The organism is Mycobacterium sp. BMJ-28, assembly GCF_054404835.1.
Genome location: NZ_CM136783.1, coordinates 2,207,820 through 2,227,473, shown reverse-complemented (window position 1 = coordinate 2,227,473; position 19,654 = coordinate 2,207,820). Strand labels below are relative to the sequence as shown.

Annotated in this window: 17 protein-coding genes, 1 pseudogene and 1 riboswitch; of the genes and pseudogenes, 4 read left to right on the top strand and 14 right to left on the bottom strand. The window is 67.7% G+C overall.

All coding sequences use genetic code 11. The annotated features are described in order from the left end of the window. Positions 1-85 precede the first annotated feature (85 nt). Complete coding sequence (locus ACXPWS_RS11005; RefSeq protein WP_458712458.1) at positions 86-1,009, top strand: family 2A encapsulin nanocompartment shell protein; 924 nt, start codon at positions 86-88, stop codon at positions 1,007-1,009. Beyond that, a complete protein-coding gene (locus ACXPWS_RS11000; RefSeq protein WP_458712457.1) occupies positions 996-2,816 on the top strand; it encodes a family 2A encapsulin nanocompartment cargo protein cysteine desulfurase in 1,821 nt (606 codons plus the stop codon). Before ACXPWS_RS11005 ends, ACXPWS_RS11000 begins: the two co-directional genes overlap by 14 nt. 106 nt (positions 2,817-2,922) lie before the next feature. Here the strand turns inward: ACXPWS_RS11000 and ACXPWS_RS10995 are convergent, their stop codons facing one another. Then, on the bottom strand, positions 2,923-3,474 hold the full coding sequence (locus ACXPWS_RS10995) for a class I SAM-dependent methyltransferase (protein WP_458713494.1): 552 nt from the start codon (positions 3,472-3,474) through the stop codon (positions 2,923-2,925). 46 nt (positions 3,475-3,520) lie between these two features. Between ACXPWS_RS10995 and ACXPWS_RS10990 the strand changes: the two genes are divergently transcribed. Next, entirely contained in the window at positions 3,521-4,435 is a 915-nt protein-coding gene (locus ACXPWS_RS10990; protein WP_458712456.1) for a zinc-binding dehydrogenase, read from the top strand. Here the strand turns inward: ACXPWS_RS10990 and ACXPWS_RS10985 are convergent. The 7 genes and pseudogenes from ACXPWS_RS10985 to lepA form a co-directional block, all read right to left on the bottom strand. After that, positions 4,432-5,652 (bottom strand): acyl-CoA dehydrogenase family protein, encoded by a 1,221-nt coding sequence (locus ACXPWS_RS10985; RefSeq protein ID WP_458712455.1) that lies wholly within the window; start codon positions 5,650-5,652, stop codon positions 4,432-4,434. The genes ACXPWS_RS10990 and ACXPWS_RS10985 overlap by 4 nt on opposite strands. Then, a complete protein-coding gene (locus ACXPWS_RS10980) occupies positions 5,649-6,644 on the bottom strand; it encodes a GNAT family N-acetyltransferase (RefSeq protein WP_458712454.1) in 996 nt (331 codons plus the stop codon). Before ACXPWS_RS10980 ends, ACXPWS_RS10985 begins: the two co-directional genes overlap by 4 nt. After that, entirely contained in the window at positions 6,641-8,239 is a 1,599-nt protein-coding gene (locus tag ACXPWS_RS10975; RefSeq protein WP_458712453.1) for an APC family permease, read from the bottom strand. Before ACXPWS_RS10975 ends, ACXPWS_RS10980 begins: the two co-directional genes overlap by 4 nt. A 110-nt stretch (positions 8,240-8,349) precedes the next feature. Further along, on the bottom strand, positions 8,350-9,732 hold the full coding sequence (locus ACXPWS_RS10970) for an LLM class flavin-dependent oxidoreductase (RefSeq protein ID WP_458712452.1): 1,383 nt from the start codon (positions 9,730-9,732) through the stop codon (positions 8,350-8,352). Next, a complete protein-coding gene (locus ACXPWS_RS10965; RefSeq protein ID WP_458712451.1) occupies positions 9,729-11,021 on the bottom strand; it encodes an NtaA/DmoA family FMN-dependent monooxygenase in 1,293 nt (430 codons plus the stop codon). Before ACXPWS_RS10965 ends, ACXPWS_RS10970 begins: the two co-directional genes overlap by 4 nt. A gap of 192 nt (positions 11,022-11,213) precedes the next feature. Then, positions 11,214-11,933 carry a sensor domain-containing protein gene (locus tag ACXPWS_RS10960; protein WP_458712450.1) on the bottom strand — a complete coding sequence of 240 codons (720 nt, stop codon included), beginning with the start codon at positions 11,931-11,933 and terminating at the stop codon, positions 11,214-11,216. Between the two features lie 31 nt (positions 11,934-11,964). Next, positions 11,965-13,856: pseudogene (lepA, locus tag ACXPWS_RS10955) on the bottom strand (translation elongation factor 4). A gap of 52 nt (positions 13,857-13,908) precedes the next feature. Between lepA and ACXPWS_RS10950 the strand changes: the two are divergent. Then, positions 13,909-14,493: a type II toxin-antitoxin system PemK/MazF family toxin gene (locus tag ACXPWS_RS10950; protein WP_458712449.1), complete on the top strand. Its 585-nt coding sequence runs from the start codon at positions 13,909-13,911 to the stop codon at positions 14,491-14,493. Positions 14,494-14,519: 26 nt separating this feature from the next. On the opposite strand, the gene ACXPWS_RS10945 is transcribed toward ACXPWS_RS10950, so the two are convergent. From ACXPWS_RS10945 to ACXPWS_RS10920, 6 genes are all read right to left on the bottom strand, one after another. After that, positions 14,520-15,326 carry an ABC transporter ATP-binding protein gene (locus ACXPWS_RS10945; RefSeq protein WP_458712448.1) on the bottom strand — a complete coding sequence of 269 codons (807 nt, stop codon included), beginning with the start codon at positions 15,324-15,326 and terminating at the stop codon, positions 14,520-14,522. Next, entirely contained in the window at positions 15,323-16,336 is a 1,014-nt protein-coding gene (locus tag ACXPWS_RS10940; protein WP_458712447.1) for a FecCD family ABC transporter permease, read from the bottom strand. Before ACXPWS_RS10940 ends, ACXPWS_RS10945 begins: the two co-directional genes overlap by 4 nt. An 8-nt stretch (positions 16,337-16,344) precedes the next feature. Then, a complete protein-coding gene (locus tag ACXPWS_RS10935) occupies positions 16,345-17,355 on the bottom strand; it encodes an ABC transporter substrate-binding protein (protein ID WP_458712446.1) in 1,011 nt (336 codons plus the stop codon). Beyond that, complete coding sequence (locus ACXPWS_RS10930; RefSeq protein ID WP_458712445.1) at positions 17,352-18,377, bottom strand: ABC transporter substrate-binding protein; 1,026 nt, start codon at positions 18,375-18,377, stop codon at positions 17,352-17,354. Before ACXPWS_RS10930 ends, ACXPWS_RS10935 begins: the two co-directional genes overlap by 4 nt. Before the next feature lie 40 nt (positions 18,378-18,417). Next, positions 18,418-18,546, bottom strand: a riboswitch (cobalamin riboswitch). Continuing rightward, complete coding sequence (locus ACXPWS_RS10925; RefSeq protein WP_458712444.1) at positions 18,542-19,204, bottom strand: GNAT family N-acetyltransferase; 663 nt, start codon at positions 19,202-19,204, stop codon at positions 18,542-18,544. Its footprint overlaps the riboswitch before it by 5 nt. 13 nt (positions 19,205-19,217) lie before the next feature. Then, complete coding sequence (locus tag ACXPWS_RS10920; RefSeq protein ID WP_458712443.1) at positions 19,218-19,646, bottom strand: CBS domain-containing protein; 429 nt, start codon at positions 19,644-19,646, stop codon at positions 19,218-19,220. Positions 19,647-19,654 lie beyond the last annotated feature (8 nt).

Genomic DNA, 19,654 nt, shown 5'->3' with positions numbered 1-19,654 from the left:
GATGCGTGCTAACCATGTGCCGACCCCCAATTGGCCGTAACGTGGCCGCCGCATCCCACAACAGAACCCCGTCGGAGGTAGCACCATGACGTCTGCCCAGAATGAATCACAGGCGCTAGGCGACAGTGCCGCCAGGCAACTTGCCAATGCCACCAAGACAGTTCCGCAACTGTCGACCATCACGCCAAGGTTCCTGCTGCACCTGCTCAGCTGGGTGCCCGTGGAGGCCGGTATCTACCGCGTCAACCGGGTGGTCAACCCGGAACAGGTGGCCATCCACGCCGACGAGGGGGCGGGCACCGACGCGCCGCTGCCCGAGACCTACGTCGACTATGAGACCAGCCCGCGGGAGTACACGCTGCGGTCCATCTCAACGCTGCTCGACGTGCACACCCGGGTGTCGGACCTATATTCGAGCCCGCACGATCAGGTGGCCCAGCAGCTGCGGCTGACCATCGAGACCATCAAGGAGCGCCAGGAGTACGAGCTGGTCAACAACCCGGAGTACGGCCTGCTGTCTCAGGTAACCCCGGAGCAGACCATCTCCACCCGCCGGGGTACCCCCACACCGGACGATCTGGATTCGCTGATCACCAAGGTGTGGAAGACACCCGCGTTCTTCCTGACCAATCCGCTGGGTGTGGCCGCGTTCGGCCGGGAAGCCACTCGGCGCGGGGTTCCGCCGCCAGTGGTGAGCCTGTTCGGCGCCCAGTTCATCACCTGGCGCGGTATCCCGATCGTGCCCAGCGACAAGGTGCCGGTCGAGGATTCCAAGACCAAGTTCATCCTGGTCCGCACCGGTGAGGAGCGCCAGGGTGTGGTCGGCCTGTTCCAGCCGGGGCTGGTCGGCGAACAGGCCCCGGGACTGTCGGTGCGGTTCACCGGAATCAATCGTTCCGCGATCGCGTCGTACCTGGTCACCCTGTACTCGTCGCTGGCAGTGCTCACCGACGATGCACTTGCCGTGCTCGACGACGTCGCAGTGGACCAGTTCCATGAGTACAAGTGACGGTGCGGAGTATCGCTCGCTCGACGCTGAAAGTGACCTGCCGATAAGCGAAGCCGAGCTGTCGGCGTTGGCCACCCAGCTGTTCGCCACCAGCATCCGACCCGGTCCCGACAGTCCTCCGGCGACCACGCAAGTGGCCCCGCGCGGTGTCGCGCCGGACGTCTCCACCGCCTCGTCGGCTGCTGCCACCGCGGCGGGTCTGGCCCATCCCGGCACGCCGGCCGAGTTCGTGTCGGTTCCGGAAGTCAACAGTCCGGCGCCGACATCGCCCGGGCCCGAAGGCATTCCGCCGGGTATCGCACCGGTGGCGCCGCGCGGTAACGCGGTGAGCCCGGTGTTGCCGTTCGGTGGGCTGGAGGCGTTCGCGGTGCCGGCCAATCTTGTCCCGACGGCACCGGGTGTGCTGGCGGCCCCGCCGTCGGCTCCCCCCGCGCCCCGCGGTAACGCACCGGTCTGGCCGGGTGCGGTGCCGGAGGTGCCCGATCTCGGATGGACGGGTGCCGCACCGGCTTCCGAGGATGCGGGTGGCTACTACTTCCTGCAACCCCCTGCGGCCGAGCCGGTTCCGTCCATCCGCGACGACCACGAGATCTTCGATGTCAACGCGATTCGCGCGGACTTCCCGATCCTGGCCGAAACCGTCAACGGCAAACCGCTGATCTGGTTCGACAACGCGGCGACCACTCAGAAGCCGCAGTCGGTGATCGACCGGCTGGCCTACTTCTACGCGCACGAGAACTCCAACATCCATCGTGCGGCGCACGAGTTGGCGGCCCGTGCCACCGACGCATACGAGGATGCCCGCGAAGCGGTGCGCCGGTTCATCGGGGCACCGCGGTCCGAGCAGATCATTTTCGTGCGCGGTACCACCGAGGCGATCAACCTGGTGGCCTATTCGTGGGGCGGCAAACATCTGGGCCCCGGCGACGAGATCGTCATCACCCACCTCGAGCACCACGCCAATATTGTTCCCTGGCAGCTTATTTCGCAGCGAACCGGCGCGGTGCTGAAGGTGGCCCCGGTGGACGACGCGGGCAACCTGCTGCTGGGCGAGTTCGAGAAGCTGCTGGGACCGAAGACCAAGCTGGTCGCGGCCACGCATGTCTCGAACGCACTGGGCACGGTGACCCCGGTGGACAAGATCGTCGAACTCGGGCATCGCTACGGCGCGCGGGTGCTCATCGACGGCGCGCAGTCCATCCCGCATGTTCCGATCGATGTGCAGTCACTGGGCGCGGACTTCTTCGTGTTCTCCGGGCACAAGATCTTCGGACCCACCGGGATCGGCGTGCTCTACGGCACCGAGGACGCGCTCGCGGAAACCCCACCCTGGCAGGGTGGGGGCAACATGATCGCCGACGTCACGCTCGATCGCGCCATCTACCAAGGCATCCCGAACAAGTTCGAGGCCGGCACCGGCAATATCGCCGACGCGGTGGGCCTGGGCGAGGCGATCCGGTACGTGGAGCGGGTAGGTATCGAACGCATTGCCGCCTACGAGCACGCGTTGCTGGACTACGCCACCCCGCGGCTGGCCGACATCCCTGGGGTGCGTCTGGTCGGCACGGCGCAGGAGAAGGCCAGCGTGCTGTCCTTCGTGCTGGCCGGGCACGAACCGCTGGAAGTGGGCAAGGCGCTCAACTCCGAGGGCATCGCGGTGCGCGCGGGACACCATTGCGCACAGCCCATCCTTCGCCGGCTCGGCTTGGAGGCCACCGTCCGTCCGTCGTTCGCGTTCTACAACACGTTCGACGAGATCGACGTGTTCCTGCGCGCGGTACGCCGGATCGCCGAGGGCTCACCCTGATCCGCGAGCAGACATGGACTCCCGCTTTTTCGGCGTGACAAGCGGGAGTCTGTGTCTGCTCGCGCTGAAACTGTCACCGCCCTCCTGGGTGGGCCGGGTGCGACCGCTATCCCGCAGCACGGGCGAGCAACCAAGCCTGCCCGTCGCCCTCCCCCGCGGCAATCGGTTCCAGTACCGCGAACGCCGTGCCGAGTTCCCCTGCCGCGGCGCGGAACGGACCCGGCTCACCGCCCACCTCACTGAGCACACAGATCGCCAGCAGCCCGCCGAGGGCAAGTCGCTCGACGATGCCGGGATACAACCGGGGATCGCGAAAACGGTGACACAGCAAGACATCCGCGGGTGGGCCGGGCGGTAGGCCGGAGTCGAGATCGGCGACCGTGAACCGTGCCGGCACACCCACCTGCGCTGCCAGCACGCGGGCCCGCTGGACCGCGACGGCCGAGGCATCGACGCCGAGGGTGTCGAGGCCGCGACGTGCGAGCCAAACCGCCGCCGCGCCTTGTCCACAGGCGATGTCCAGTGCCGTCCCGGAGGTGGGAAACACCGCCTGATACCCCGCGAAGATGCCCGGCGGTCCCGGTTCGGACGCGGGCTCACGCTCTGCGTAGACCGCGTCCCAGCGGCTGCGATCCTGCGCGCTCACATCGCTCACCATAGGCGTCCCGGGAATACCGCCGCTGGCACCGTTGTTGCGCGACAGCATGCGCGCCATCGTGTACGACCCGCAAGCTGCCGCCAACCTGCGCTTCGGTGAGGTCGGTGAGCCGGTACCAGATGCCGGTCAAGCCGTCATCGACGTGCACGCCATCGCGTTGAACTTCGGCGAGGTGCACTTCATCGATCAGATGCGCAAACCGGGTGAGGTGCCGGGCTGGGACAGTGCGGGCGTGGTGGTGCGGGCCGCCGCCGATGGCTCCGGCCCGGGCGTGGGCGCCAGGGTGGTCGGATTCGGCGGCGAAGCCGGCTGGGCGCAGCGCCGCGCGGTGGACACCCCCAATCTGGCCGAGCTGCCGGAGTTCGTGGAATTCGAGGAGGCTGCGGCGCTTCCGGTTGCCGGTGTGACCGCGCTGCAGGCGCTGCGCGCCCTCGGGCCGGTGGTGGGCCGCCGCGTGCTCATCACCGGCGCCTCCGGAGGCGTGGGCCGGTTCGCGGTGCAGTTGGCCGCCAAGGCCGGTGCCCATGTCGTGGCCGCCGTCGGCAGCGCGGCGCGCGGCGAGGGCTTGCCCGAACTGGGTGCGGCCGAAGTGGTGATCGGACTGGACGGCGTCACCGAGCCGGTGTTCGGGGTGCTCGACAACGTCGGCGGCCCGCTGCTGGCGCAGGCCTTCGCCCTGGTGTCCGACGGCGGCTCGGTGCAGTCGATCGGCATGGCATCCAACGAACCGACCACCATCGACTTCGAGGCACATCGCCGCCTTGGTAACCGGAAACGGTTGGAGCCGTTCACCGTCCGGGCTCCGTTCCAGGCCGATCTGCAGTATCTGCTGGGCCTGCTCGCCGACGGTGAACTCGACCCCCAGATCGGCCTGCGCGACTCATGGGACAACGTCGCCGCGGCCGCACAGGCCCTGCTGGACCGGCAGGTCCCCGGCAAGGCCGTGCTGCGCGTCGGCTAGTTGCCCTGGCCCCCACGCCCGAGCGCGGCCAGGTTGGACACCGGGTCCTTGCCGTTGATCAGGTAGTCACCCAGGATCCGCGCCTTGTACACGCGCGGGTTGTGTGACGCCAGGGTGCGCGCGTTGCGCCAATGCCGGTCCAGCCCACGCTGTTCGGACACCCCGGACGCGCCGAGGGCGTCGAAGATGGTGGTGGTGGCCCGCAGCGCGGCCGCGATGATGACGAGTTGGGCCTGGGTGACCGCCACCTCGGCCGCGATCAGGCGGCGCCTGGCGCCGTCGGTATCCCCGGCGATCCGGTCCAGCGCTTCCCCCGCGCGGGCCAGCGCGGCCTCGGCGGCGAATGCGTCGGCGGACACCTCCCCGATGACGGCCAACAGCTGCGCGTCGTCGGAGGGCACCTCCGCGAGACCCTGCGGATAGTTGCGCTTGCGGCCGGTGAGCGCGGCCGACCCGTCGCGCAGCGCCGCCCGGGTGATTCCGGTCAGCACGGACAGCATCGCGGTCTGGTAGAAGTGCCCCTGGTAGAGGAACCGCTCGGCCGCCGGGAACACATCCCCCCGCTCGGCGCGCACACGTTCGTAGCGGGCGGTTCCGCTGGCCGTGGTGCGCTGACCGAAACCATCCCAGTCGTCGGTCAGGGTGACCCCGGGGTCCTCGGCCCGCACCAGCGCAGTCAACAGCTCGCCGTCGTCCCCGCGGCCCAGCACGTCGAGCCATTCGGCGTACAGGCTGCCGGTGGCATAGAACTTCGCGCCGGTCACCACATAGTGGTCCTCCTCGGCCGACACCGTGGTCACCAGATTCGCCAGGGTGACGTTGTTGGCTTCGGTCCATCCTCCACCGACGAACTGCCCGGCCCGAAACCGGTCGATCCAGATGTCGTTGGCCTCCGACACCGCCGCGTTCAATCGGTCTTCGACGAACGCCAGGTGGTTACGCCAGATGTGCGCCACGTTGGCGTCGGCCTCGCCGAGGTCGGCCAGCAGCAGGAAGACCTGCTGCAGTGAGGCTCCGAAACCGCCGTGTGCCAGCGGTATTCGCAGCGTGCCGAATCCGGCCTCGTTGAGCAACCGCACCTGCTCGTGTGGGAACGTGCGTTCCCGCTCGCGCTCCAGGTTGGCTTCGGCGATCTTCTGGAAAGCCGGCGCGAACAGTGCCCGCAACTCCTCCAAGTCCGCGGTCGGCGTGTCCAGATAGGTGGCGGCAGTGGTCATGTGGCCGATCTTTCGGGGTCGATGCGGTAGGCGGACTGATGCTCGACGGCGACGTAGCCGAGTCTCTGGTAGAGCAGATGCGCCTTGCTCGCGTTGTTGACATCGGTGCCCAGGGACGCGAGGTCCAGTCCCCGGCGCAGCGCCGCCAGCCAGATCTTGCGCAGCAGGAACTCGCCGATACCGGCCTTGCGCTGGTCCCGGCGGACGCCGATGTAGTCGGTGTGCGCACTGCGCTCCTCAGTGGTGCCGGTCAGGTAACTGTAGGTCGAGCCGAGCACGTAGCCGACCACGTCGCCGTCCGGGTTGATCACCGCATTGCTGAAATCCGGTGTGAATGCGCGGCTTTGGATGTGGTGACCGAAGATCTCCGGTGTTTTCGACATGTTGCCGAAATGCTCGAGGAAGGTGTCGTGCTGTAGCCGGCGCACCTGCTCGGTGAGTCCCCGGTCGACCACTTCGTACCAGCTGAGCAGGGTGTGCCCGGGCAACGTCAGGGCGTGCAGCTGCTCGGCGTTCGCCTGGTCGAGCGGCTTGCGGGTGCGGATGAACCGGCCTTCCTCCTTCGCGCCGTTCCGGATCAAGGCGTCGAGCGCGATCTGCTGATCGGCGCCGATGAAGCTGCGCAAGAAGGCGCCCGGGATCGTCACCGCTTCCCGGTTGAACCGCGCGACCGTGCGCTCGACGACGTCGACCACCAATGCTGCCGGCGCGGCCGGGTCGAACACGAAGTCGGCCAAGATCTCCGGCTGCAGGCCGTGCGGCTGGTGCAGTACCGCGTACCCGCGCACCCGCTGCGCTTCGTCACGCACCGCCGTGACGGCGGCGGGAAAGGCACCCCCGAGTTGTTCGGCGATATCGCGCGAGTCGGCGGCGAACTTGCGTCCGGCGATACCCACCGTCGTCGCGTGAAAGTCGGCGATCTGCGCGAAGTCCCGCGGCGTCACCGTCGCAGCGGCCCAGCTGCCGACGCTGCGTGCGTAGGCCAGCGTCATGGAGCCACCGGCTCCTTCTCCCCGGACGAGGCGAGCGGAGCGACGGGGGAAAACGGCGAGGCGAGCGGAGCGACGGGGAAAGTCGACGACTCCGGATCTTCGTCGGCACCGGCCCGATGATCGAGGACGTCGAGGATGCCTTCGTCGACCAGACGCTGCTGTTCGGCTTCCGACAGGGTCTGGATGGTGCCGACGCGGCGCGCCACCTCCGGGTTGGTGCGCTTGAGGTACCAGTACCAGATCAGTCCGGCCAGCAGGATCCCGGCGAAGATCAGCGGCAGGATGTTGAACGGGAAGTCGGGCACCGGGTAGAAGTTGCTGAAGAAGACGTACCCCAGCGCCAGGGCCGCCGCCGCAGAAACGATGAGCCGCAACGGCGTCAGCGCTCTGATCTTGTACAGCCAGATCGGGGTGGCGATGACCACCAGCAGGTAGCTGGTCAAGAAACCCCAGTTGGCCACGTAGCCGCCGTACACCTCGAACACCACGCGACCGGCCGAGCTCACGGTGGCGACCGTCGAGAAGATCAGACCCAGCACCCCGATGAACGCGATACCCACCCAGGGGGTCTTGTGCTTGGGGTGCACCTTGGTCAGCGCCGAAGGCAGCGCACCCTCGTGGGCGAAGGTGAACAGCGACCGCGCCGCGGCGGTGGTGACGGCGGTGACGAACACGATGAACGCGACGGCCACGGCGGCACTCACCACGTAGTTGGCCCACGACACCCCCGTGGAATCGGCCAGCTGCGGCAGGATCGCCTTGTCTCCGTCGATGGTGCCGAAGAACAGGATCTGCGGGTAGGTGGCGATGATGTAGAGCACGCCGAGCAGCAGCACCACCCGCAGCAGCGAGCGGGCGATGCTGCGGTGCGCGTCTTTGGCTTCAGCGCCCAGGGAGGCCACGCTCTCGAATCCGGCATAGGAACCGACCGCGGAGACCGCCGCGATGAAGGTGGCGCTGTTGCCCAGGTGCGCCGGATTCCACTGCTCCCAGTCGATCCGGAATCCGTAGGCGACATAGGCGGCGACGATGATCACCAGGATGGAGGCGATGGCGATGAGTTCGAAGACCAATTCGTATCTGGCGGCGATGGAGACACCGCGGAACGGCAGATACGTCGCCAACCCGACGATGACCACCACCAGCAGCAGCCGGAACCACGTTGCCTGCGAGCCCAATCCGACGGATTCCAGGAACGAGTCGAGGTACACCACGCCGCCCAGGGTGCCGGTGGTCGCGAAGCCGATGTAACCGACCAGCAGGCTGAATCCGGCGGCGTACGCGAAGCCGGGTCCCAGCCCGTTGCCGGTGTAGGTGCCCAGCGAGCCCGACGACACCGTGCGCCTGGCCTGGAAGCTGATGGTGGTGGCGATCAGGGCGGTGATGACCAGGCCCACGATCACGGCCCAGGCCGCACCGGTGCCGGCGGCGAGGAAGAGAGAGAACGGCACCGAAGCGACCGCAACGCTCGGCGCGGCCGCGGCCAGCCCCTGGGCGAAGACGCCCCAGAACCCCAGGGCATCGCGTTCCAGCCCATGCCCTTCCGCGGAGGACAGGGCGCGACCGCCCAGCTCCACCCGAGTCGGTGACGACATGATGCCTGCCTTTCTACCCCGCGCGTCACGGAACCCGTTGACACGCAGTCTATTAACGAATAAGTAATGCGAATGTCACGATGCCGCAGGATGGTCGGCGGCGTCAGTGATCAAATCGACGGGATTTTTTGCCGCCGGAACGCGGTTCCCGGGTGATCCTGCGGCAGGAGTGCGGAATCCGTGCCGAAGATCCGCTGCCGCAACGTGGCCGGCCCGCCGGCCTCCCGCGCACGTCCGCGCCGGCGCAGCTCGGGGATCAGATGCTCCGCGACATCGGCGAAGCTGCCCGGCGTGACGTGATAGACGATGTTGAAACCGTCGACGCCCGTGCGTTCGGCGTAGCGTTCCAGCGCGTCGGCCACGGTCGGTCCGGATCCGACGAACAGCTCACCGCCGAAGCCGCCAAGCCCACCGACATAGTCGCGCAAGGTGATACGTCGGCGGGCACCGGGGTCGGCGACCGCAGCGAGGATGGAGCGGCTGGCGTCGGTGTCGAACTGTTCGATGGGGCGATCCACCCCGTACTCGGACCAGTCCACACCGGACAGGGCCGAGAGCAACACCAGCCCCGCTTCCAGGTCGTGATACTGCGACAGGTCGGCGGCTTTGGCCTGAGCCGCCGCATCGGTGCTGTCGGTGACGATCTCGACGGAGGTGAGGAATTTGACGGCGTCCGGACGCCTGCCGTGGGCCACCGCGCGGCGCCGGATATCGTCGATATTGGCCCGCAACACGTCGGGCCTGGGGTCGCTGGCGAAGACCAACTCGGCGTTGCGAGCAGCGAATTCCCTTCCCGCCGGCGATGTTCCGGCCTGAAAAAGCACCGGGGTACGCTGCGGCGACGGTTCGACCAGATGAGCTCCCGGCACGCTGAAGTACCGGCCCTCATGCCCGATCGGGTGCACCTTGGTGGCGTCGGTATAGACACCGGTCGCACGGTCGCGCAGCACCGCACCGGGCTCCCACGAGCCCTCCCACAATTTGTAGGTGACTTCCAGGAATTCCTGTGCGATGGCGTAACGCTCGTCGTGCGGGATCTGCCGGTCCCGGCCGATGATGTTGCGCGCCGCGCTGTCCAGCAGCGAGGTGACGACGTTCCAGCCGATCCGGCCGCCGGTGAGATGGTCCAGCGTGCTGAACTTTCGGGCCAGCAGATAGGGGCTCTCATAGGTGGTGGAGACCGTGATGCCGAAGCCCAGATGCTCGGTGGCCGCCGCCATCGCCGATACGGCCAGCAGCGGATCGGTCACCGGCGTTTGCACCGCACGGGTCAGCGCGGCGTCGGCGCTGCCGCCGAACACATCGAGCTGACCGACGGCGTCGGCGATGAACAGGGCATCGAAACCACCCCTGTCGAGCAGCTGGGCCAATTCCACCCAGTACCGCAGGTCGGTGTAGCGAGCGGTCTGGTCTCCGGGGTGGCGCCAGAGGCCGAAGTTGCCATGCGACACCGTCGACATGGTGAACCCGGCCAGCACGAACGGTTCGGTCACCTCGTCGGCACCTCGAGGCCCAGGTGCGACCGCAGCGTACTGCCCGCGTACTCGTGCCGGAACAGTCCGCGCTTGCGCAGCACCGGCACCACCTGTTCGACGAACAACTCGGTCTGGCCCGGCAGACCGGAGTCGCGCAGCACGAACCCGTCGGCCGCTCCTTCGGTGAACCAGTCCTCGATCTCGTCGGCGATCCGCTCCGGTGTGCCGACCACGCCGACGCCCCAGCCATTGACGGTGCGGTACAGGAACTCGCGCACGGAGGCACTCTCGGCGGCCAGTGCTCGGTAACCGGCCAGCGCGGTCTGGTGGGTCTGGGTCGACTCGGGGAAGGCCGAGGCGGGAACCGGTCCGTCCAGGTCCGCCCCGGTGACGTCGACCTCGACCTCCAGCAACCAACCGGCCTGGTATTCGGGGCTGAAGTACTCGTACTCATCCTGCTGGGCGCGGCGTGCCTCATCCTCGGTGGAACCGATGACATACCGGAAGGACGGCGTGATCAGCGGTGCCCGGGTGCGCCCGAAACTCCGCGACTCCTGGTCGATCTGTCGGTAGAACTGCTGGGCGCGGGCACGGTTGCCGTGGCTGGTGAAGATGACCTCGGCGTGCTTGGCCGCGAAAGACCTTCCGGTGACCGATGATCCAGCCTGGAACAGCACGGGTTGGCCCTGCGCCGAGCGCGACGCGCCGAGTGGGCCTTTGACGTCGAAGTATGTGCCGTGATGCTCGGTGGGCCGGATCTTGCTGACATCGTGGAAGATTCCGGCCACCCGGTCTTCGATCACGGTGTCCGCACCCCAGCCGTCCCACAGCTTGCGCACCACCGCCAGCGCCTCTTCGGCGATGGCGTACCGCTCGTCGTGGTCGACCACTCCCCTGGCACTGAAGTTGTCCGCGGCGGCCTGCGCGAAGCTGGTGACCAGATTCCAGCCGGCCCGGCCGCCACTGAGGTGATCGAGTGAGAGCAATTGGCGGGCAAGGTGATAGGGCTGCTGTAAGGTGGCCGAACCGGTGACGACCAACCCGATGCGCTCGGTGACCGAGGACAGTGCCGCCGTGGCGGTCAGCGGTTCGAAATCCTCGGGAGTCTTGTAGGCCCAGGTAGCCGGTGGTCCGTGGTTCAGTCCGTCGGCGAAGAACAACGCGTCGAAGGTACCGGCCTCGGCCGTCTGGGCGTGCTGGATGAGGCGGCGGCGCACACCGGAGGTGCTGTTGTCGGCGTCCGGATGCCGCCACGGTCCGGCGGACCGGGTATTACCGAAGGCCAACAGGTGCAGTTCTTTCGACACCTCGGGAGGTTATGACCCGTGGTGTGCAAAGCCGATATTTGTGCTCAGCACGAAAGAATAGGAATAACCCGCCGCACTTCGCGATGAGGTCGACATCGCTGCGCGAAGCTGTTGCAGCAGTGCCGGAAACGGCCGACAATTCGCGCATGAATGTTCCCGCGCCGCATCGCACCGACACCGCGTTGGGCTGAGCTACTTCTTCTTGCTGGCGTTGGCCACCATCGTCGCGACGATGGACGCCGCCTCGTCCTGGATGCCGTAGGAACACGCCCACGCTTCCACGGTCACGTTGGACACGTAAGACATGGCGTGCTGGCATTCCCAGCCGCCGGCGTCCTCCTGGGTGGTGCGCTGGGTGATCACCTGGTCCTGGTTTTCCAGGTCGTCCAGCTGCCAGGTGTAGGTGGACTGACCGTCGTCGACCGACACCGCCGACCCGCTGCATTTCTTCCAGGTCGCCTTGGACTTCTCCCAGAACCGCTGGGCCTTGTCCGCGCCGGGGTAGAGCACCACGGTCTGTTCCACCCAGTGCTGGTTGTCCTCCTCCGGTTCGCGCGCCACCTGGTCGCGCACCGAGGTCCAACCGCTGCCGTCGTACACCGGTTCTTCAGCCCCATAGATGGCGCCCAGACAGTCCGGGTCGGAGATGTTCCGGGAATGGTCGGTCATCTGGTCGAGTTCGCTGGTGATCTCCATATCGCTGGAACCCATCGCCGAATTGATGTCCCGGACGGTCAGCAGCACCTTGTCCAGTTGGGATTCCTTCAGCGGTGGCACGTCGACGGGGGCCGCGGTGCGATCGCGTACCGCCAGCCCGCTCACGGTGCTGACGCAGCCGCTCAGCAGCATGCATCCGGCTACCGTGGCGGCCACCGCCAGCAAGGTGCGGCAACGTTTCACGGCACTGTTCACCGCGCCATTGTGACCGATGGCGCGGCCGCAGTCACTTCTTCGGCTTGTCCGCCGCGGCATCGGAGGACAGCGCGGCCACGAACGCTTCCTGCGGCACTTCGACCCGGCCGATGGTCTTCATCCGCTTCTTGCCCTCTTTCTGCTTTTCCAGCAGCTTGCGCTTACGGGTGATGTCACCGCCGTAGCACTTGGACAGCACATCCTTGCGGATGGCCCGGATGTTCTCACGCGCAATGATTCTCGCCCCGATGGCCGCCTGCACCGGCACCTCGAACTGCTGGCGCGGGATGAGCTCTTTGAGCTTGGTGGTCATCTTGTTGCCGTAGGCCGCCGCGCCGTCCTTGTGCACGATCGCGCTGAACGCGTCGACGGGCTCACCCTGCAGCAGGATGTCCACCTTCACCAGGTCGGCCTCCTGCTCACCGGCCTCTTCGTAGTCCAGGCTGGCGTAGCCGCGGGTGCGGGATTTCAGTGAGTCGAAGAAGTCGAAGATGATCTCGCCGAGCGGCATGGTGTAGCGCAGCTCCACCCGCTCCGGGGACAGGTAGTCCATCCCGCCGAGCTCACCGCGGCGCGTCTGACACAGCTCCATGATGGTGCCGATGAACTCGCTGGGCGCGATGACGGTGGTCTTGACCACCGGCTCGTAGACGGCGCGCACCTTGCCTTCGGGCCAGATGGACGGATTCGTCACGATGAGCTCGGTGTTGTCCTCCTTGACCACCCGGTACACCACGTTGGGTGCGGTGGAGATGAGGTCCAGATTGAACTCGCGCTCCAGCCGTTCCCGGGTGATCTCCATGTGCAGCAACCCGAGGAAGCCACACCGGAATCCGAAACCCAGCGCGATCGAGGTCTCCGGCTCATAGGTCAGCGCGGCGTCGTTGAGTTGCAGCTTGTCCAGCGCTTCGCGCAACACCGGATAGTCCGATCCATCCACCGGGTAGAGGCCGGAGTACACCATCGGCCGCGGTTCGCGGTAGCCCGTGAGCGCCTGGGTGGCGCCGTGCCGGGCCGAGGTGACCGTGTCACCGACCTTGGACTGACGGACGTCCTTCACCCCGGTGATCAGGTAGCCCACCTCCCCGACGCCCAGACCGTCGGAGGCCTTGGGCTCGGGCGAGACGATGCCGACCTCCAGCAGCTCGTGGGTGGCGCCGGTGGACATCATCTTGATCTTCTCGCGGGGGCTGAGCTTGCCGTCCACCACGCGCACATAGGTCACCACGCCGCGGTAGATGTCGTAGACCGAGTCGAAGATCATCGCCCGCGCGGGTGCGTCGGCATCGCCCACGGGCGCGGGGATCAGCCGGACCACCTCGTCGAGGAGCTCGCGCACGCCTTCGCCGGTCTTGCCGGAGACGCGCAGCACGTCGGTAGGTTCGCAGCCGATGATGTGGGCGATCTCGCCGGCATAGCGGTCCGGGTCGGCGGCGGGCAGATCGATCTTGTTGAGCACCGGAATGATGGTCAGATCGCGGTCCAGCGCCAGGTAGAGGTTGGCCAGGGTCTGCGCCTCGATGCCCTGGGCGGCGTCGACCAGCAGCACCGCACCCTCACAGGCCTCCAGCGCACGCGACACCTCATAGGTGAAGTCGACGTGGCCGGGTGTGTCGATCAGGTGCAGAACGAATTCTTCCCCGTTGACCTCCCACGGCAGCCGCACGTTCTGCGCCTTGATGGTGATGCCGCGTTCCCGCTCGATGTCCATCCGGTCCAGGTACTGGGCCCGCATGTCGCGGTCTGCGACGACGCCGGTGATGCCCAGCATCCGATCCGCCAGCGTCGACTTTCCGTGGTCGATGTGGGCGATGATGCAGAAGTTCCGAATCTGCGCCGGCGCAGTGAACGTCTTGTCGGCGAAATTGCTGATTGGGTTTCTCCTGGTCGAGGCGCGTTGGGTATCCCCAGCGTATCGAGCAGAGGCCGTCGCGACACAATCGGGCCAGGCCGGCGCTGGCTATGCTTGACCCCTATGGCGTCCCAGTGGAAAGCCTTCCAAAGGTTCGCGGAGCATCTCGTCTTCAACGAGGCACCCAAGCTGATCCGGCAATTGCCCACTCCCGAACGCGTCCTGCAGCAGGGCATCAAGATCGGGTTGGACGTGCTGGCCGGAGCACCGGCCGCCAAGCAACCCCAGGCCATCACCGCGGGACGGCCCGTCACCAGCGCGAGCGTGCCCACCGCGCACCGCGCCCGGCGCGTGGTCTACGCCCCCGATCTGGACGGCCAGGCCGATCCCGGGGAGATCGTGTGGACCTGGGTGGTCTACGAGGACGACCCGACCCGCGGCAAGGACCGCCCGGTGCTGGTCGTGGGCCGGGACGGCAACGTGCTGCTCGGGCTGATGCTGTCCAGCCAGGACTATCACGCAGACAACCGGCAGTGGGTCTCGATCGGCACCGGCGGCTGGGACTACGACGGCCGGCCCAGTTGGGTGCGCCTCGATCGGGTGCTCGACGTTCCCGAGGACGGCATCCGGCGCGAGGGCGCCATCCTGGACCGGGAGCGCTTCGAGGTGATTGCGGCACGGTTGCGCGCCGACTTCTCCTGGTCCTGACTCCCCCGCTCTCACTACGCCCAAACTCACCTTTGGGCCCATTTGTGCGAGTCGTCGCCGGCACAACGTCGATCTCGGCGCGGGGCCGTATACCGGACGGTGGGACGGCCGTCGTCGACGGTGACGCGGCAATCCACCCGGTAGACATCGGCCACCAGACGTTCGGTCAGCACCCGGGCCGGCGTCCCGGCGGCCACCACCCGTCCCGACGACAGCACCACCAGCTGATCGCAGAACATCGCGGCCAGGTTGAGATCGTGCAGCGCAACCACCGTGGTGATGTCGAGATCGCGGATCAGCGTGAGCAGTTCGAGTTGATGGGCGATGTCCAGATGATTGGTCGGTTCGTCGAGCAGCAGCTCATCCGGTTGCTGCGCGAGCGCCCGGGCGATCTGCACCCGCTGGCGCTCGCCGCCGGACAGGGTGTGCCAGTGCCTGTCCGCCATCTCCGCCAGCCCGGTAGCGGCGAGCACCTCGGCCACCGCGCGGTCGGTTTCCCGGCCACCGCCGAGCAGCCCGGCACGGGGAATGCGGCCCAGCCGGACCACCTCTCGCACCGTGATGTGCAACTCGGTGTCGGCGTGCTGGCTGACCATCGCCACCCGGCGGGCCACCGCCCGGCGCGGCAGTCGCGCCATCACCGCGCCGTCGAGTTCGACCACACCCGCATCGGGCCGGTCCACCCCGGCCAGCAGACGCAACAGCGACGACTTCCCCGACCCATTGGGCCCCAACAGTCCCAGCGTGCTGCCGGGCTCGGGTTCCACCGTGACACCATCGAGCACCAAGCGCCCCGACCGGGACCACGAGACGTCCATCGCTCGCAGCGTCATCGGGTCACCCCCTTGCGGCGCAGCAGGATCACCGCGAAGGCGGGCACCCCCAGCAACGCGGTGACCACGCCGGTGGGCAGCTCCTGCGGCGCGAAAACGGTGCGGGCCAACGTGTCCACCCACACCATGAAGACCGCACCCAGCAGCGCCACGGTCGGCAGCAGGCGCAGATGTCCGGGACCGACGAAGAACCGGGCAGCATGCGGCAACACCAGGCCGACGAACCCGATGGCGCCGGCAGCACTGACCAGGGCCGCAGTGATCAGCGCGGTCACCACCAGCAAGACGATTCGTGCCCTGCGCACCGGGACACCGAGAGTGACGGCAGCGTCGTCGCCGAAGGTGAAGGCGTCGAGTGTGCGGCCCAAACCCAGGCAGCACGCCAGGCCGAGGGCAACCACCAGGCCGCATGTCGTCACATCCGACCAGTTCACCCCGGCCAGTGAGCCCAGCAGCCAGAACAGCACACCGCGGGTCTGCTCCGCGTCGGCGGACGACAGCACGATGAAAGAGGTGAGCGCCGAGAACAACTGAGTCGCCGCGACCCCCGCCAGCACCACCCGGTCCGTTCCGCCCCCGGCCGCGTAGGCCAGTACCAGCACCACCGCGAAGGCCAGCAGGGCACCGGCGAATGCGCCCCCGGACAACGACACCGCGCCTGCACCCGCGCCCAGCACGACGATCAGCACCGCGCCGGTCGACGCACCCGAGGAGACCCCGAGGACAAACGGGTCGGCCAGTGGGTTACGCAACAACGACTGCAGAATGGCACCGCACAGGGCCAGGCCGACACCGCAGATCGCGGCCAGCGCCACCCGCGGCAACCGCAACTGCCAGACGATGCCGTCCTGCAGGCGCGTCGCTCCCGACGCGCCCGCGCCCAGGTGCTCGGCGACGATCCGGTACACGTCGGTCACCGACAGCGCGGCCGGTCCGATCGTGATGGCCACCGCCGCCGACACCAGCAACAGCACCACCCCGGCAACCCACAACGCCACCAAAGCCGGCATCCGCAAGGTCAACTGCCCGCCGCCAGTCCGAGTTCACGCAGTCGCTGCGCCACCTTCTCGGCGCCGTCGACGGTGCGGATGGATGGGTTGAGGTCGGCGCCGTTGACCACGATGTAACGCTTCTCCCGAACCGCGGTCAGTCGTGACGTCACCGGATTCGATTCCAGGAAACGGATTTTCGCGTCCAGGGAGTCACCGTCGATGGTGCGCCGGCTCAGGTCGGCCAGCACCAGTGCGTCCGGGTCGCGGTCGGCCACCACCTCCCAGCTCACCTGCGGCCATTCGTCGGTGGTGTCGGCGAACACGTTGCGGGCCCCGACCGTTGCGGCGATGACGCCGGGGGCGCCGCAGCAGCCGGCGAAGTAGGGCGCCCGGATATCGGAGAACCAGAAAGCCAGGTCGACATCCGCGGTGCCGGCAACGGCCGACATCCGCCGGCGCAGTTCGCCGATCAGCTTGTCCCCACGATCGGTGACGTCGAAGATCCGGGCCAGGTCACCGATCTCGCCGTAGACCGCAGACATGTCCAGCGGTTGCGTGCGGGCGCCGTCCGCACTGCCGGCGACCTTGCCCACACAATCGCTTGGCGCCAGATACGTTGGCAAATTCATCTTTTCGAACTCACCACGGTCGGCGACACCACCCGGGCCCAGGGTTCCCGCGAACGAGGCAGAGACGAAATCGGGTTCAGTGTCCAGCACGGTTTCCAGCGACGGTGCGTTCGCCGCCAGTCGGGGCACGCGCGCATTGGCGGCCGCGAGGTCGGCCCGGACCGGGTCGGTCCACGTCGCGGTGCCCACCACCCGGTCGGCCAGGCCCAGCGACAGCAGAATTTCGGTGGAGCCCTGGTTGAGCGACACCGCCCGCGCCGGCGGCGCGTCGATCACCACGTCCCGGCCGCAGTTGTGCACCGTCAGAGGGAAACCCGGGACCGCTACGGGTCCGCTCACCGGCACCGCCTGACCACAACCGGCGACCAGCAACGCCGAGCACACGGCCAGCGACCGCAGGCCGATCATCGCACCGGTCCGACCGACGCGAACCCGGCGGCAAGCCGCTCGACCGCCTGCACCTGCCGAATACCGGGATCCAGTTCGGACCCGGTGAGCACGACGTAGCGCTTGTTGCGTACCGCCGTCAGGTTGCTGGTGACCGGATTGGATTCCAGGAAACGGAGTTTGGCATCCAGTGCGTCACCGTCCACCCGCCGGCGGTTCAGGTCGGCCAACACCAGCACGTCGGGATCGCGGTCGGCCAGTGACTCCCAGCTGACCTCCGGCCAATCCTCCCGCGCGTCGGCGAATACGTTGGTGACGCCGAGTTCCCGCGCGTACATCCCCGGCGCCGAGCAGCAGCCCGCCAGGTACGGCGTGCGCAGACCGGAGAACCAGAACGCCACCGTCGGATGGGGCGCCGTCACCGCGGGCACGGCCGCCACCCGCCGCCTGAGTTCGGCCACCAGTTCCGTCCCGCGTTGCGGCACGTCGAAAATGGCTGCCAGTTCCTCGATCTCACGGAACAATGTGTCCATCTCAAGCGGCGCGGTACGCGTCACGGTCTCACCGTCGACGGTGGTGCCGGTGCACACCGACGGAGACTGATAGGTGGGAATACCCAATTGGGCGAACCGGGTTCGCTCGGCCACCACCGCCGGGGTGAAGGTGTGCGCGCTGGCCGAGGTGACCAGATCCGGTTCGGTGGCCAGCACCGTCTCCAGGGACGGGTCGTTATCGGCGAGCCGGGGCACCCGTGCGTTGTCAGATGCCAGGTTCGGCAACACCGGGTCGAACCACGTGGAGGTACCGACCATCCGATCGGCCAGCCCGAGGGACAACAGGATCTCCGTCGAGGCCTGGTACAGCGACACGGCGCGCTGGGGTGGCTTGTCGAAAGTGACGCGGACGCCGCAGTTCTGCACCGTCAACGGGTAGGTGGTGTGGCCGGCGGCGGCGACCGACGCCGGGATGCGCTCGGCGGAGCCGGCCGGCTGACAGGCGGTGAGCAGAACGATTGCGCAGACAAGCACGGCGAGAAGACGCACGGCGGGATTCCTTCGATGCGGGGCCCGGTCGCGGGGCCGTCAACGGTCGGCGCCGACCGCAGGCATTCGGACTCGAGGCGTACGCCTCATACCGTTGCGCGTCAGCTCCGGATTCTCACCGGATTCCCCTGCTGGTCGACGCCCGCACTCTACCGGAGCCGGGCCTACCGCGGGTCTCTCCACATCGGCCACAGCGACGGTCCACCGTCGGGCAGCGTGATCTCCCCGGTCACCTCGAAGCCGAACCGTTGGTAATAGCCGATATTGGCGGGGTTGCTCGACTCGAGATAAGCCGGGGCATGCTCGTCGTCGCAGCGATCCAGCCGCGACCGCATCAGCGCCTGGCCCTGGCCGGTGCCCCGCACGTCGGGGTCGCTACCGATCACCGCCAGATACCAGTGCGGCTCCTCGGGGTGATGACGCTTCATCAGTTCGGTGACCTGCTGGCCACGGCGCAGGGCCGAACCGAACGTCAGCAGCAGACCCGGCGCGGCGCGCAACTCCTCGACGGCGGAGTGCTGCCACTGCCCCGGCGGATCCCACAGCGCTGAAGCGCCGATTGTCGGCCCCGCCGACGAAGCCCCGATTGTCGGCCCCGCCGACGAAGCCCCGATTGTCGGCCCCGCCGACGCCACCTCCACACCACCCCGGGACAGATGGTGATAGCGGGTCAACGCCGCGAACACGCGGTGCAGTTTGCGCCGCCGGGCGGCCGGGTCGGGCAGCATCCAGGCCATCACCGGGTCGTCGGAGAACGCGCGGCCCAGCACCTTCGACAGGTCGGCGATATCGGCACGGACAGCGGGACGAACCTCGACGTCGGTCACCGATTCAGGATATTCAGCCCTGCGTGATGTAGGCCTGCAGTTGCTCCTGCTGGGCCTCCAGCTCCTGCATCCGCGTCTTCACGACATCGCCGATGCTGACGATTCCGGCCAGCCTGCCGTCCTCGAGCACCGGGATGTGCCGGACCCGGTTGTGCGTCATGGCCGCGCTCAGACTGTCCACCGAGTCACCCGGCGAGCAGTACACGAGATGGGTGGTCATGATGTCGGCGACCGGGCGCTGCAGCAGATCGGCGCCCAGCTCATGGAGCATGCGCACCACATCCCGCTCCGACACGATGCCCACCGGGCCATCCGGTCCGACCACCACCATCGCGCCGATATTGCGCGCGACCAGACCCGCGAGCAGTACCGCAACGGTGGTCTCCGGGGAGATCGTGGCGACTGCGGATCCCTTGTTCTTCAGCACGTCGGAGATGCGCACCGGGCCTC